12 protein-coding genes are annotated in these 15,044 nt (G+C 36.0%); 3 read left to right on the top strand and 9 right to left on the bottom strand.

Features of this window, described 5'->3' with window-relative positions:
• Window positions 1-2: 2 nt before the first annotated feature.
• From CH364_RS03420 to purM, 3 genes are read left to right on the top strand one after another with little or no spacing between them, the layout of a single operon-like run.
• Entirely contained in the window at window positions 3-1,304 is a 1,302-nt protein-coding gene (locus CH364_RS03420) for a pyridoxal phosphate-dependent aminotransferase (RefSeq protein WP_100742216.1), read from the top strand.
• Complete coding sequence (murI, locus tag CH364_RS03425) at window positions 1,305-2,114, top strand: glutamate racemase (RefSeq protein WP_100742217.1); 810 nt, start codon at window positions 1,305-1,307, stop codon at window positions 2,112-2,114.
• Window positions 2,107-3,132 (top strand): phosphoribosylformylglycinamidine cyclo-ligase, encoded by a 1,026-nt coding sequence (purM, locus tag CH364_RS03430; RefSeq protein WP_100742218.1) that lies wholly within the window; start codon window positions 2,107-2,109, stop codon window positions 3,130-3,132. Before murI ends, purM begins: the two co-directional genes overlap by 8 nt.
• Here purM and CH364_RS03435 read toward each other — a convergent pair.
• From CH364_RS03435 to CH364_RS03480, 9 genes are all read right to left on the bottom strand, one after another.
• On the bottom strand, window positions 3,125-5,611 hold the full coding sequence (locus CH364_RS03435; protein ID WP_165779474.1) for an ATP-binding protein: 2,487 nt from the start codon (window positions 5,609-5,611) through the stop codon (window positions 3,125-3,127). The two genes, purM and CH364_RS03435, sit on opposite strands and share 8 nt — an antisense overlap.
• A gap of 216 nt (window positions 5,612-5,827) precedes the next feature.
• Complete coding sequence (locus tag CH364_RS03445) at window positions 5,828-6,187, bottom strand: response regulator (protein WP_100742219.1); 360 nt, start codon at window positions 6,185-6,187, stop codon at window positions 5,828-5,830.
• Window position 6,188: 1 nt separating this feature from the next.
• Window positions 6,189-7,445: a sensor histidine kinase gene (locus CH364_RS03450; RefSeq protein WP_100742220.1), complete on the bottom strand. Its 1,257-nt coding sequence runs from the start codon at window positions 7,443-7,445 to the stop codon at window positions 6,189-6,191.
• Window positions 7,442-8,485 carry a protein-glutamate methylesterase/protein-glutamine glutaminase gene (locus CH364_RS03455; RefSeq protein ID WP_100742221.1) on the bottom strand — a complete coding sequence of 348 codons (1,044 nt, stop codon included), beginning with the start codon at window positions 8,483-8,485 and terminating at the stop codon, window positions 7,442-7,444. Before CH364_RS03455 ends, CH364_RS03450 begins: the two co-directional genes overlap by 4 nt.
• On the bottom strand, window positions 8,482-10,368 hold the full coding sequence (locus CH364_RS03460; protein ID WP_100742222.1) for a chemotaxis protein CheA: 1,887 nt from the start codon (window positions 10,366-10,368) through the stop codon (window positions 8,482-8,484). Before CH364_RS03460 ends, CH364_RS03455 begins: the two co-directional genes overlap by 4 nt.
• Window positions 10,369-10,371: 3 nt before the next feature.
• Window positions 10,372-10,875, bottom strand: coding sequence for a chemotaxis protein CheW (locus tag CH364_RS03465; RefSeq protein WP_100742223.1), 504 nt, complete (start codon window positions 10,873-10,875; stop codon window positions 10,372-10,374).
• Window positions 10,876-10,881: 6 nt separating this feature from the next.
• Window positions 10,882-12,630, bottom strand: coding sequence for a methyl-accepting chemotaxis protein (locus CH364_RS03470; protein ID WP_100742224.1), 1,749 nt, complete (start codon window positions 12,628-12,630; stop codon window positions 10,882-10,884).
• A 100-nt stretch (window positions 12,631-12,730) separates the two neighbouring features.
• Window positions 12,731-14,059 carry a hypothetical protein gene (locus tag CH364_RS03475; RefSeq protein WP_100742225.1) on the bottom strand — a complete coding sequence of 443 codons (1,329 nt, stop codon included), beginning with the start codon at window positions 14,057-14,059 and terminating at the stop codon, window positions 12,731-12,733.
• Window positions 14,019-15,044: a hypothetical protein gene (locus tag CH364_RS03480; RefSeq protein WP_100742226.1), complete on the bottom strand. Its 1,026-nt coding sequence runs from the start codon at window positions 15,042-15,044 to the stop codon at window positions 14,019-14,021. Before CH364_RS03480 ends, CH364_RS03475 begins: the two co-directional genes overlap by 41 nt.

Genomic DNA, 15,044 nt, shown 5'->3' on the forward strand with positions numbered 1-15,044 from the left:
TTATGAGAAGAAATATAGTCCACTCGGGTGCTGATGCACTCATTTATGAAATCCGCCAAATTGTGGCCCTTGCCAAACAAATTGAGGCAATGGGAATTAGTATCACTTGGGAAAATATTGGTGACCCAATCCAAAAAGGGGAATCCGTTCCCACTTGGATGAAAGACATTGTGAGTGGACTGGTCGCCCAAAACAAATCATGGGCCTATACGGCAACACAAGGGGACGAAACGACTCGTAAGTTTTTAGCCTCTAAAGTCAATGAAAGAGGTGGGGCACAAATCACTTCTGAAGACATTCTATTCTTTAATGGTCTTGGTGACGCAGTTGCAAAAATTTTTGGATTTATGAGACGGGAAGCAAGGATCCTTGGTCCTTCACCCGCCTATTCTACGTTATCTTCTGCAGAAGCGGCGCATTCCGGATATGAACACCTCACATATGAATTAAACCCAGATAATGATTGGATGCCTGATTTAGAAGACATTGAAAATAAAGTAAAATACAATGATTCGATTGCTGGAATTTTACTTATCAATCCTGATAACCCTACTGGTGCCGTATATCCGAAAGAGGTAATGCGAGAGATCGTAAAAATTTGTGAAAAATATGATATCATCTTAATTTGTGATGAAACTTATGCTCACGTAAACTATTCGGAATGGGGTAGTATTCATTTATCAGAAGTGATTGGTGACAAGGTTTGTGGGTTTGCTCTCAGATCAATTTCTAAAGAATTTCCATGGCCGGGTGCACGTTGTGGTTGGTTAGAAGTTTTTAATCGCAAGAATGATCCAACCTTTGAAAGATACATTAAATCATTGTTAGATGCAAAAATGTTGGAAGTTTGTTCGACTACACTTCCACAACTTTCTATTCCACTTGTTTATTCTCATCCAGAATTCTTAAACCATCTAAAGTTTAGAAACCAGAAGTTCAAAAAGAGAGCCGAGAAAGCAACCAAAATCCTAACCGGAATTCCTGGTGTCAAAGTCATCCAACCAAAAGGTGCGTTTTATTTAACTGTTCTCTTCGAAGAAGGCGCTTTGAAACCTCATATGACTCTTCCAATCTCAAACACAAAGGTTCGAGATTTTGTTGCTCCCCTGATGGATAAAGCTGCATTGGATCGACGATTCGTGTTGCATCTGTTAGCTTCTGCAGGTATTTGTGTGGTTCCTCTTAGTTCTTTTTGTTGTAATCGTAATGGATTTAGAGTTACATTATTAGAAGAAGATGAAACGAAGTTTGAGTGGATTTACGAAACTCTTGCAGACAATATCAGGAAGTATTTAGCATCCTAAATGAATTCCAGAGGACGTTATAAAATTGGAATTTTCGACTCAGGTCTCGGAGGGCTTTCCGTCCTTCGAACACTCTGGAAAGAAACATCAAACATTGATTATATCTATTTTGGTGATTTGATAAATTCTCCTTATGGTCAAAAATCAAAATCAGAAGTTTTGGAACTTTCGAAAAATGCATTTGAATATTTGTTAGAAAAAGATTGCGAAGCAGTTTTGTTTGCGTGTAATACCGCAACATCGGCAGCCGCAGATTTTCTACGTGCAAAACATTCTGTTCCCATCTTTGGAATGGAACCTGCTTTAAAACCCGCAGTGGCTGAAAATCCAGGAGTGAAGGTTGCTGTTTTTGCAACAGACCTGACTTTGAAAGAAGAGAAGTTTAAAAATCTAGTTTCTGGGTTTCCTGTTGGAACAGAAATCCTTCCAATACCTTGTGAAGGACTTGCGAAACTAATTGATAAAGATCTTTGGGAAGATGCTTGGGATTTGTTTGATTCAAAAATTAAATCTGTCGTGAAGGATTGTGATGTTTTTGTTTTGGGTTGTACTCATTATGTATTTCTTAAAGAAAGAATTCTTTATAACTATCCAAAAGTAAAAGTATATGATGGTAATTTAGGTACAGCTTTGCATATTAAGCGCATCTTAAATCTTCCTGACTTCCTGGAAAACAAAAACCAATTAGATATTCTATTGAATACTTCTGATTCTGACTATGTTCACTTGGCCGGAAGGATTGCAAAAACAATCACTCCCAATCACACTCTTTCCCTTATCAATACTACAACAGGAAAACTCCATGTCTAATTCAAATAAAGTTACATATAAAGAAGCAGGGGTTGATACCGAAAAAGGACAAGAGTTTGTTCAGCGAATCAAAACAAATGTAGCATCCACACATAACAAAAATGTTTTGAGTGGGTTAGGTGGATTTGCTGCCTGTTATGACGTTAGTTTTTTGAAATCTTATAACGAACCAATCCTATTATCAGGAACAGACGGCGTAGGAACAAAATTACAAATTGCACGCTTACTTGATATTCATGATACTGTGGGGATTGATTTAGTCGCAATGTGTGTGAATGATATTCTTGTGAATGGTGGGAAACCATTATTTTTTCAAGATTACATTGCCTGTGGTAAACTTTTTTTACCAAGAATGGAAGCCATCGTTTCAGGCATCGTCAAAGGATGTAAACTTGCCGATTGTGCACTTGTTGGCGGAGAAACGGCTGAACATCCAGGGGTAATGCCTGATGATGAATATGATTTAGCAGGTTTTGTAGTTGGTGTTGTTGAAAGACAAAAGATGATAGATGGTCGCACCATTAAAGTTGGTGATTCTATCATTGGGCTTGGTTCGTCGGGTCCACATAGCAACGGTTTTTCGCTAATTAGGAGGTTGTTATTGAAAGATGGAAAATTACCTTCTTCTTCAGCGGAATTGGATTTTTTAAAAGACCATGTTTTTCAACCTACAAAAATTTACGTGAAAACTATTTTAAGTTTAATTGAAAAGTGTTCTATTAAAGGAATGGTTCACATTACTGGTGGTGGGTTTTACGAAAATATACCACGAGTATTACCAAAAGGAATTGGTGCGGAAATCAACAATCTTCCCGAAAGTTATGTTTTCTCAAAATTAGAAAAAGATTATTCTTTGGATCGTCATGATATGTATGGAACTTTTAATATGGGGATTGGATACATTCTTGTTGTTGATCCAACTCTTGTTGAGGAAGTGATATCTGAATTGAAATCACTTGGTGAAGATGTCTATTTGATTGGAAAAACAGATTCTTCTGGAACCATTACTATTAAGTAGTTAACGGAAAACTAACTTTAAAAACAGTTCTGCCAGGGATCGACTCAAATTCTACATTTGCATTGTGCCTATTTGCAATTTCTTTCACTAAATAAAGGCCAAGCCCGAGTCCATCTCCGGTGATCTTGGTTGAAAAAAATGGCATAAATACTTTCATCTGGTTTTCTTGTGTGATGCCAACGCCTGAATCTTCTATTTCGACAACGATTGTTTCTGATTTTTTAAAACTTCGAATCTGAATCGTACCTTTTGATGCAACTGCTTGAATAGAATTCCAAATGATTTGGCTCCAAAGTTGAACTAAATCTCCTTGGATACAGCGAACATTTCCACTATATTCCAAATTGAGAACAAGATTGATGTCTCTTAAAAAATATTCCTTATAAAGAGAAATTGCAGAATGAATTGTATCGGTTAAAGAATAATCGGAAAGTTCTAAGTTTGATTGTAGTCCTGCAAAGTTTTTAAGTGTATAAGTAATTTTTGAAAGTCGTTTTACTGAATATAAAATATGTTCTGAAGATTGTTTCACGAGTAAAAGCCTTCGTAAAATTTGGAAGTCCTCTTTGTTACGTATGATAAATTTAATTTTAGAAATGATCGAGTGTGATAAATTACGTATCCCTGAATCTACAAAAAGTTCTGCTAGTTCTTCAGCAAACGGGAGTTCATGTTGTTTTAAACTTTCTATAAGTGATATGCGAGCTTGTCTATTTGACAATCCTGTGATAATTCGGAGTCCACTTGAATCTGTATCAAGAATCAATTCAATGAGTTCATTGATTTTTATTGTTTTTTCTTGGATTCTTTCTTCTTCCCATTCAGAAATCAATGTTTCCACAGATGATTTGATCATCCCAATTGGGTTGTTGATTTCATGTGCAAGTCCAGAAACTAATTGCCCAAGAGAAACCATCTTCTCGTTCTGAATCAATTTTTGTTGTGCTTCCCTCAGCGCATAAAGTGCAGAGTTTAATTCAAAGTTGCTAGATTGTAATTCTTTGGTTCTGGCTTTTACTTTTTCTTCCAAAGATTTATTTAGTTCTTTAAGTTCAATTTCTGCTGCACGTTTTGAGGTTTGATCAATTCCGATCCAAATGATTTTGGAAGGTTCGCTACGATTGTCACGAATGATCCCAAGCCTCCATTCTAAAAAAAGGATTTGGTTTGTCGAAGTTACACAACGTAAAATTAAACTCTCTGCTATGTTTTGAATTTCATTTACATCATCCAATACATCTTTTAGATATTCTCTGTCTTCTGGTAATAAAATCACATCCTGAATATACTTTCCTAAGGCATCTGCTTTTCGAATTCCTAAAATTGTTTCTGCCGCCGAATTGATACTTTCAATCATACCATTGGCATCCGTTAATAAAATAATATTGGCGGCGTTATCAAAAACTGTGTTGTTTAGGCTTTTTTCCTGTAACAAAGAAATTTCCGTTTTCTTTGACTTAGTAATGTCAAGTGCCACTACATCGATTCGTTTTTCGATTCCAAGAATGTCAAAGGAAACATTTACATAATGTTCTGTCCAAATTAACGAACCGTTTGCGTGAATCATTCTAAGAATGATTGGTGAATGACCCGCATACAGTTCTCCAATTTTGTGTTGGTCTTCAGGTATAACGATATCTTTAAAAAAATCAGGATTATCATAAAAGAAATTCAAACCATAACCTGTAATTTCTTCCATTTTGGGACTAATGTAAGATGTTCTTGGTTGGGGCAAAAATTCGATATTGTAGATGATGGCCGGAAGTTGGTTATACATGATGAGAAGGCGAACATTTACATCTTTGATTGTTTTTTGCAAATGTTCTAATTCTTCTAATGATAAATTTAATTTTTTTGTTTGAATGTTGAAATTAAAAAGAATACATCCAACTCCAAATAAAAACATGAATAGTGTATTGATAATGTAACCGATAGGTCTATACCATTCTATCCCAAAAAGATAAGGGAAGGTGAGTCTCTGAAGTGCAATGATCAAACAAATAATTAGGAAAAAAACTCGGAAAGTTTGTGGATATGTGTTTAATTTATAAACAATAACTCCAAATAATACTAAGGCTCCTGCATTAAATAGAGCAGATGGGAGAGCGATCCAAAAAAAACCGATCTCTGTTAAAAGGAGAGTTACAAAAAATACATAAACAAATATCGAAATGGAATATAAATACGTTAGTTTGACTTTTTTGGTGGCAATCGGTGCTATTGCCGCTATTAGAAGATAAGAACCAAAAATGGCACAGCTTTCCGAAAAGAAAAAAAAGATCCTTTCGCTTCCTTCACCGAAGAGATAAAGGGCAAGGTTTCTAAAAACAAGAACAGCTAAAAAAATGGCTGTATAAACTAATTTAACTTCTGATTTCGAATGTTTCGACAGAAAATATATTATAAATGCTAAAGAAGTATTGAATACTACGGATATAATAGTAATTGCAAAGATTACATTTACTTCAAATGGCATCATTATTTTAAAAAAGCTCCGTCCCTAGTTTGATTAGTTGTTCATTGTTGAATGGTTTTAACATCCAAGCATTTGCACCATGAAACAATGCGTTGGAAACGATCTCCGGTTTATCTTCCACAGGTAATGACTGTAAGCCCTTGGCTACTCAATGCTAACCGAACAATTTTTAATACAGCAGAAGAATCATCGACTACAAGAATTGATGTCATAGAGTATTTATGTTAGTTGGGAAATAAGTTTGATCAAAGATTCATTTGCGAAGGGTTTGACAAGCCAACCCACTGCACCTGCGGCCTTTCCTTTGTTTTTCATTTCTTCGCTAGACTCAGTTGTGAGCATAACAATTTTCATGGATTTACCATTGTCTGTTTTGAGAGCCTTTTCCGTTAATTCGATTCCAGTCATACCAGGCATATTTACGTCAAATATTCCTATATCAAAACTAGATGATTCAATTTTTTGAAGTGCATCTGTTCCATTAGTTGCTGAAGTGACTTCATGTCCTTCTGTTGTTAAAACCAAGTTCAATATTTTTAGAACTGCTGGTGCATCATCTACTGTTAGTATTCTTGCCATTTTATTTCTCCTCTTCTGACAATGGGAATCGAATTGTTAAACATATATCTTTTGAATTTTCATTTCGGAAATTATTTTCAATATTATAAATTTGAACATTGGATTTGTGCAGATCCAAAATCTTTTTTACCAGAGGCAACCCAAGTCCAAATCTAAATTGTTCGAATTTCGCATAACTATCATCTACAACCGAGGAAATTCGAAAAAAAGGTTCGAATACAAAACTTTCAAATTTTTCTGGGATTCCATTGGTCCCATCCTGATTCTGATATGCTGGGTTAATTACTTTTAATTCTAAAAAATTTTCTTTGTGAAAAAATATAAGATATATCATATCCTTTTCCTTTGAATATTTGATCGCATTTAAAAGGATTTCACGAATAACATAAGAAAGTTTAGTGGCATCGAAACGGATTTTTTTTCCGATCACCGAAGATGGGATTTGGCTTAAATTTATTTTCTGGGATTTGATTGAAAGCGCTTCATTTAGGGTTTCTAATTCATAATCGATAATGGGAAGAAGTTTAATTGGAGATTCTTGGGTCTCAATTATGGATTCATCGTCTATAACTGATTGCGAAATAGACATACTATCAAACATACTTTTTGCTGCGTCATAATTTTCTGATAATAAATCCATTATTGGTTTTGGAATGGAATAGTTTTTTCCTTCATCATCTAGTTTACTTTTGGCAATGAGAATGCTGACAACACTCATTAGTGTTCCAATCCCACTTCCCTGAAATAAGTTAATATTCATTTGGTGGATTATGTCTGAGGCAATGTTTTCGTTTTCTTTATGTGAGAGGGATTTTTTCCAATCAAAAATTTCAACCATACGTTTGTAGAGGTGATTTTCTGCTTCTAAAACGAATTGTGATTTTAGTTTAGTTAAAAGGTATTGTAGTGATCTGTCTAAAGTAAATTGAAAATGGTTAGTTTCTATCGGTGTTTGGATGAAATCATATACCATATGTTGCTTTAATAAAGATGCCGTGATGTCCCATTTGGTTTTGTCTGTTATTAAGAGAATGAGTACTTGTGGAAAATTTTTTGTGATTTCCCTCAGTTTATTCTGTTTTTCTTCATTCGTTACATCTGCGATATGGAAAATTAAAAAATGGAATTTTCCTCCTTCTAAAGTTTTCGCAATTTCTTCGAATTGAACTACTCTTTCAAATGTATAATTAATTTCTTTTAATAGATCGGAGATTTGTTTAGTGTTTTCACTTTCTAATAATAAACTATGAGGAATCATAATGAAGCAATTTCCTTAATTTTATCTACTATTGAATGTAAGGAAACCTGATAGGAAACAGCTCCTAGTTCATAAGCAACTTTTGGCATTCCATATACAACACAGGTTTCTTTGTTCTGGCCAATGGTGAGGCATCCTTGGTTTTTTAAGGTTAAAAGACCCGAGGCACCATCATTACCCATCCCAGTTAAAATAATTCCGATGCTATTGTCTGCGATTCCAAGTTCTGAAGCAGATTCAAACAAAACATCTACGGAAGGTCTATGCCCATTTTTTTTATCAGTTTGAAAAATTTTGGTGTAATACTCTGAACCAATTTTTTGAATTCCAAGATGGTAATTTCCCGGAGCAATGTATACGTGACCCATTTGTAAAATTTCTTTGTCGATTGCTTCTTTTACCTGAATTTTTAAATCAGTATTGAGTCGTTGTGCAAACAGTGCAGTAAAGTTTTCCGGCATGTGTTGGGCAATGAGGATGGGTGGAAAAGTTTCGTCAATTTCTTCTAATAACTTTCGTAATGCGGTGGTTCCTCCAGTTGAAGATCCAATGAAAATAAATTTCCGTTTAAACGTAGTTTTCGCATTGTTTTTTTGGAGAAAAGACGATTCCGCTTTTTTCGTTAGATGTTCTTTTGTGAGATTGTAATTTAGACTGGCGTGAAGTTTTGAAAGTAAATCTTCTTTGGTTTCCGAAAGGCTTTCCGGAGTGCCAATGGGTTTGGTCACGTAATCAAAAGCTCCCGCTTCGAGTGCTTCTAATGTAATACTTGCACCTTCTGTGGTAGATGAACTAAACATAATGACTGGCATTGGGTATTGGGGGAGGAGTTTTTTCAGAAAAACAATTCCGTCCATTCCCGGCATATGAACATCCAAGGTCATTACCTCAGGTTGTTTATCTACAATTAGATCCCTTGCCTCGTAGGGATTGTTTGCTTCACCGATGACTTCCCAGTTTGGATCAGATTCAATCCAACGTTTGATCATACTCCGCACAGACTTTTGGTCATCCACAACTATAACAGTATGTTTTTTCATATAGTAACCGATGATGATAAATGTTGGCTAATTAGTTTTCTTACATCTAGGATTAAACCTGCGTGACCGTTACCAAGTATGGTGCAACCTGCTAGGCCATTGATGTTTTTAAAAATTGGTGATATGGGTTTGATCACAATCGACTGGTTCCCTAGGATTTCATCAAATACAATTCCCATTTGTTTTTCATGAGATTCGGTAACGATTACATATTTTTCTTTAATGGATCTTTGGTTATTTAAATCGGAATCTTTTCCAAATAATAAGTTTATATCTACTAATGAAATTTGATTGGTTCTGTATTGAATGCTATGATTATTTTTATATAGTTCATTGATTGGTTCATTGGAAAGATACATTGATTCTTTTACATCAATGGAAGGTAAGATGAAATAAGTATCTGATTTTCGAACAACAAGACCTTCGATGATGGCAAGTGTCAATGGAACTCGTATGAGAAAAGTTGTTCCATGTCCATAATTGGAAAATACATCCACAAATCCTTTGAGAGTCGTTACATTTTTTCGAACAACATCTAGACCAACACCTCTGCCAGAAAGATCGGTTACCACCTTTGCAGTAGAAAACCCAGGATGGAATAAAAATTCCCAAACATCTTTGTCTTCCAAGTTTTCAGTTTCCGATTGGTGGATGAGTCCAAGTGATACTGCTTTATTCAATATTTTTTCTCGACTGAGACCTTTGCCATCGTCACGAACTTCGATCCAAACTTCTTTGCCCGATTGGTTTGCTGTGAGTTGAATTGTTCCTTGCGGTTGTTTGCCAGATTCTTTTCTTTCTTGAGGTGTTTCTAATCCATGATCAATCGCATTTCGTATGATATGAACGAGAGGGTCATACATTTCTTCAATGATGGATTTATCAATTTCTGTATCTTCTCCAGAGATACTCAGTAAAACTTGTTTCCCAGTTTTTTTTGCCGTGTCTCTCACCAATCGTTCCATACGAGAAAAAATTCCTGCAATGGGAACCATACGTAAACTTAGTGTAATCTCTTGGAGGTTTCGAATTAATTTTTTTAATTGTAAGGCTGTCTTTTGAAAGTTTTCAAGTTTGAGTTTTGTGATATCTGGGTGATCCGTTACCATTGGTTCTGTGATGACAATCTCACCAACGATATCGAGAAGTGAATCCAACTTATCTGTATCAATCCGAATATCCTTTTTAATTATTGTTTTCTTTTCGGTTTTTAGATTTTCTTCTGATTTTTGAACTGTTTCTTTTGTAGGAGAACTTTCAGTTTTTTGAAACAAGCCAAATTCTTTTTTTGATTGTTCCTTGGAAAGTTCGTCGATAAAAAGACCAAACTCTTCACTGACTTTCGATTTTGGATTATCAATAAATAAACCGAACCCTTCATTTGGGTTTTCTTCTATTTTAGTTTCCTGAAACAATCCAAACTCTGGAACATTTTCTTTGGCAATTAAATCTTCGGACAATTCGGATTGTTTGACTCTTATCAGATCATTTTTTTCGTTTAGTTTGTTTAAAAAATCAGTTTGTTCAATTTTAAAAAAATCACCACCGGATGGAGATGATTCTTCGTGTTCTACTAATTCATTTAAGTGGTCAAGAGCTGTGATGAGTAATTCGAGAGTGTCTTCATCTTGTGCTTCCGGATTGTTTCGTAAATAATCTAAAAGATTTTCTGCGGAATGTGCCATTTTCACAATGGCGGATAATCCAAAAAAACCGGAACTTCCTTTAATTGTATGGAAATGGCGAAATAAAGTATCAAGTAGATCTCTATTTACGAGGCTACCATCTAACGTTGATTTTTCGAATTGAAGTAGATTCTTTTCGATGTTTTCAAGTGTTTCTCGTGCTTCTAATAGGTATTCTAATACATCGTCTCTTTCCATGGATTAATTTCCCGGAATGTCCTTAATTAAAACGGTTTCTTCTTGTGTGAGTAACCTTTGTAGATTGATAAGAATTTTAACGGAATCTCCAACTCTTCCCGTAGCATAGATAAAACGAGAAGATTTTGATTCTCCGATCTTTGGCGCTAAGTCTATGTTTTCTACCGGGATCCGCAAAACATCGTTTACTGTATCAACTATCAGACCTAGTGGCAAACCATCTAATTCTACTAGAAGAACACAAGTTCTTTCATGGTAAGGTTGGAAGTTCATATCAAAACGCAGGCGAACATCCATAACAGGAATGATTTTTCCTCTTATATTGATCACACCTTTTAAAAAAGGAGCCGTACCGGGAATAGTGGTGATGGCTGGAAGAGCCAAAATCTCTGTAAGGTAACGAACCTCAAATGCATAATCCCGATCTTCCAAACTAAAACAAAGATATAAATCTTTCATGGTATCTTCGTCTGCGCTCATATCCCACGATTTTAATTGTTGATTCATGATGACCTACAATATGATTCTTGGCCTTTCAACCCGAGTGAGAGCTGTTGACTTAGATCCTTCCTCTTTCAATTTGAAACTCATAATAACAGAACGCATGATTTCCACTTGGCGTTTTAGGGTTTCACTAGAAGCAGCTACTTCTTCTGCGGAGGCAGCAGTTGTTGAAGTTACGGTTGTTACTTGGTCGATCCCTTGGGTAATTTGCAGAACTGCCGATTTTTGTTCATGGATGGACAATGCTAAGTCTTTTGTAAGATTACTTACATTTTCTGCGCTGTCGGAGATTTTACCAAGAACTTCTGCAGTTTTTTCAGTGGCATCATTCCCGAGTTTGACTTTTTTCATTGATGATTCAATGAGTAAGGTGGTTTCGTCAGCTGCACTTGCACTTTTTTGGGCCAAATTTCTGACTTCTTCTGCAACTACAGCAAATCCTTTTCCATGTTGTCCTGCTCTTGCTGCTTCGACTGCTGCATTGAGCGCTAGGATATTGGTTTGGAAAGCAATGTCATTGATGACTTTATTGATTTTAGAAATTTGATCAAAAGAATTACTAATCTCTCCCATAGCTGAAACTAGGTCTTTCATTTTAGAATTTCCTTCTAACGCTTGTTTTGCAGTCGATTCAGAAAATTCTGTCATTCTTTCTGCATTTTCTGCATTGGCAAGGAAACTGTTCCCAATTTCCGTGAGTGTTGCTGAAATTTCTTCCACTGCGCTTGCTTGTTCGCTTGCTGCTTCCGAAAGTGAGGTACTTGCATCCGCTAATTGTTGGGCTCCCAAATCCACCTCTTGGGAGGTAAAATATAATTTTTCGACTACATCGGATAAGTTGACAAGCATACGACGTAGACTTAGGCCCAATTGGTCTCGTTCTGATTTGAGTGTCACATCTGCACTGAGATCTGAATTGGCAATTCGTTCTAAATGTTCGGCCCGTTCCTTGATAAATGAAACAAGTTCCATAAAAGCTTGTGAAAGCTGTTGGATTTCATTTCCTTCTAAATGTTTTGTATTGGAATGGGTTTTATGTTTTGTCTCTAAGTTTACATCTAAGTCTCCAATGGAAACCATTTGCGCTACTTCTACAATTTTTTTCATTGGAGCGGCAATAGAATCTGAGAAAAATATAGCTATGACAAAAACCAAAACAAAAGCAATGGCTACAACTGCTGTGACAATGGCTAACGAACTTTTAAATTGTGCTTCTGATTTATGGTATTCTTCTTTGGCAACCTTCAGTTGAACACGAATCAAATCATCCAAGTGGTGGGTAAGCGGTTCAAAGATAGGATACATGTCCACCGTGACAAATTTTTCGAGTTCAACCTCGTTTCTTGTTTCTAATAAGACTCGGAGTTGTTTGACACCTGCCTTAAGTGGTGGAAATTCTTTTTCCATCTGATCAATGATCGCTTTTTCTTCTGGAACAAGATACGTTCCCAAATAGACCTTCCAAACGGTATCAGCTTTAGTTTCTGATTCTCTAATTGACTCAAGTGCTTCTTCGACTGTGATTTTTTTGGCACGAACTTTGTTGGCTGAATCAATAATTCCAATCAAATAAGCATCCGATACTTCTTTGATTTGGCTAATCGGAACAACTCGATCTTCAAACACTGTGTGGAGTGAAGCTAAAATTTGTCGTGCTGAATAGAAGCTGGCACCAGCAACAACAATCATCAATAGAATGGTTACCATAAAGGCCAAAAGTAATTTGACTCGAATTTTAAGATCATGAATCCATTTCATAGTTTTCCCCTAGAGGTGGACGGAATTCTAATTCATGAATTGAGTTAGTCAAGTCTTTCCTAATATTAAATTATAAAAAACAAAAAGAGTTAAAAAAGAACTAAAATGTTTTGGAATATCCTAAGCTAACATAGAATAAATGAGAAGGAATCTTTTGTAAGGTATAAGCTTCTCTCAGCCAAGTTTTTGCAATTGCATCTGCTAGGGAATTCCCAGTGTTGATTTGTTCGATTGAATTTAAGATTGAGGTATTGTACGCACCATAAATTCGCGAAGGATTGGTTACTTTCCCATCTTCAGAACTTCGATTCCAGTGTGCTTTGTTTGGATCTCCGCCTGCATATCCATAATAATTATTTGTATCCCAAAGGTAGAGATCGGGACGAAAGATATGTGCGAGTTTGATAAAAAAATCACCAAAGAAAAATGAAGTAGAAGTTGTGATATCTTGGATTCCATTTCGATTGTCAACTGCATTATTACTCATGGCATAACCTAAATTGAAATGAGGCATAATTCTAAAAAATTCTTCTTCTCGGAATGTATAGGAAGCACTTAAGGAAAGATAATTTTTGCCCGCAAGTAACCCTCCATTTTCAGTAGAATACTGTGTGTAATAGGAGAGTGTTGGTTTCATTATTTTTAAAATAGGAAGTTTCCATTGTACAAAATACTCATGCCATACGAGTCTTGTAATGGCATCAGGATTGTTCGTATTCTGTGTGTTATTCGGTCCACCTGAAACATAAAGATTTTGTTTTTGAGTGTTAGGAGAAAGGAGAGAATTTGGTGTTTTTTGGAAAGTATTATAAAACCAAATTCCGACAACAAAATCACCAAACCTGCTGGGATCAAAATGATAACTCATCGAAAAGAACATCCCATCCGAGCGTTTGTTACCGTTTGGCTCTTTTTTTGGCCCATATCCTCCGTTCGGACTGTAACCCATACAGGGATCAGATCCTTCTCCGCCATTGGAGATTCTTTCTTGGATGGAACGAACACAAGGGTCCTGGCCATATGGATCAAAAAACTTTGCTTCTTCACCAGGATACGAAGGTCCAACTCCACCGGGTTTGGATTGTAAAATTCGTCTATCTGAGTCTCTATCGTCTCTGTTTGTTAGTTGAAAGTTCCCAAAAAGAGACCATTGGAATTTTTTTTCAGGTGACCAAACATTGATGCTAGGTTGGAGAGCCGGAGCATAAGTGAAACTTTGGTATGTAGCACCATTCCTTCGGTTTTCGGCTTCTCCTGCAAAGGAATTCCCTCGCCATAAAAAGTCCGAAACTATTTCTGTATTAGTTTCGATGAGGAGAGGTTTTGTTTCATCGAGTTTTGTATCTGACAAAACAGGTATTGAAACGATAAAAAACAAAAATAGAAAACTAAGGATATGGATTTGCGAAAATGGCTTGGAATGTTTCACGAAATCTTCTCCCTCCTTCCTTTCGAATTGGATCTAATAACAAAGTTTCCGATACTCCATTCGAGGTCAGAATGACCCTATATTCATTTTTGTATAAAAAAACATGTACATATTGTGCAAAGGCTTCTGCGTAAGTGTCATCTGCATTGGTTGCTGCATATAAAGACACAAACCCGGTATTGGTTATTTTTTTATAAAGAAGTTTTCCTTCAGGAAATAGAGAAAGAGTCGGAGCACTTTGGTAAAATTTGATTTTGTTTCGTTCAGGAAAAAAAGTCGCCTCATACGGAGAATATGTTTCCGACCACCAGATTCCATCGAATAGAGGAAATTTTCTAAAATCTCTTTGGTCTTCCGAAAAATCAGGAGTATGACCTTTGACGATTGATAAAATATGACCTAACTCATGTAATAAGATGAAGCGAAGAGCCACTTGTTTTGAGTTAGAGTTTTCTAAATGAATACGAATTGAATGTTCTTGGGAAGGAAGGAAGGCTGTTCTTTCTTTTTCTGTTGCCCAGTCATTACAACCTTGTGTGAGTAAATCGGAATCTAAAAAAATAATTCCTCCTATTGGTTTTCCTTTTTCATTTCTCACGATTCCTGTCAGTCCTGTTGAACCTAAGTCTGTTACAAAAAATATTCCATACACATAGGAATCCAAAAGTTTGCTTAGTTCTTTTGGCATCGTTTGATTCATTTGATTGAGTTCCATTTTCCATGGGGATAAATCTTTTGTTGGTTTGGGAATGTCCGTAATTTCATCGATGGCATTGATGGTTGTGAGTGTCTCCAAACGTTTAGAATCCAAGGGATAAACTCTTGAATTCCAAGTTCCTTGGATTTCAGGAAGGTTCTTCGATTGTAATCCAATATTGTTTTTTGCCCAATCGGCGTATGGGTTTTGGGGAAGGGAAAAAGAATTGGGAGTGCAGGCCCAAAAAAGAAAAGGAAAGAGGGATATGAGGTAAGGATTCGATCGCAT

The sequence above is a fragment of the Leptospira harrisiae genome (assembly GCF_002811945.1).
Classification (GTDB): domain Bacteria; phylum Spirochaetota; class Leptospiria; order Leptospirales; family Leptospiraceae; genus Leptospira_A; species Leptospira_A harrisiae.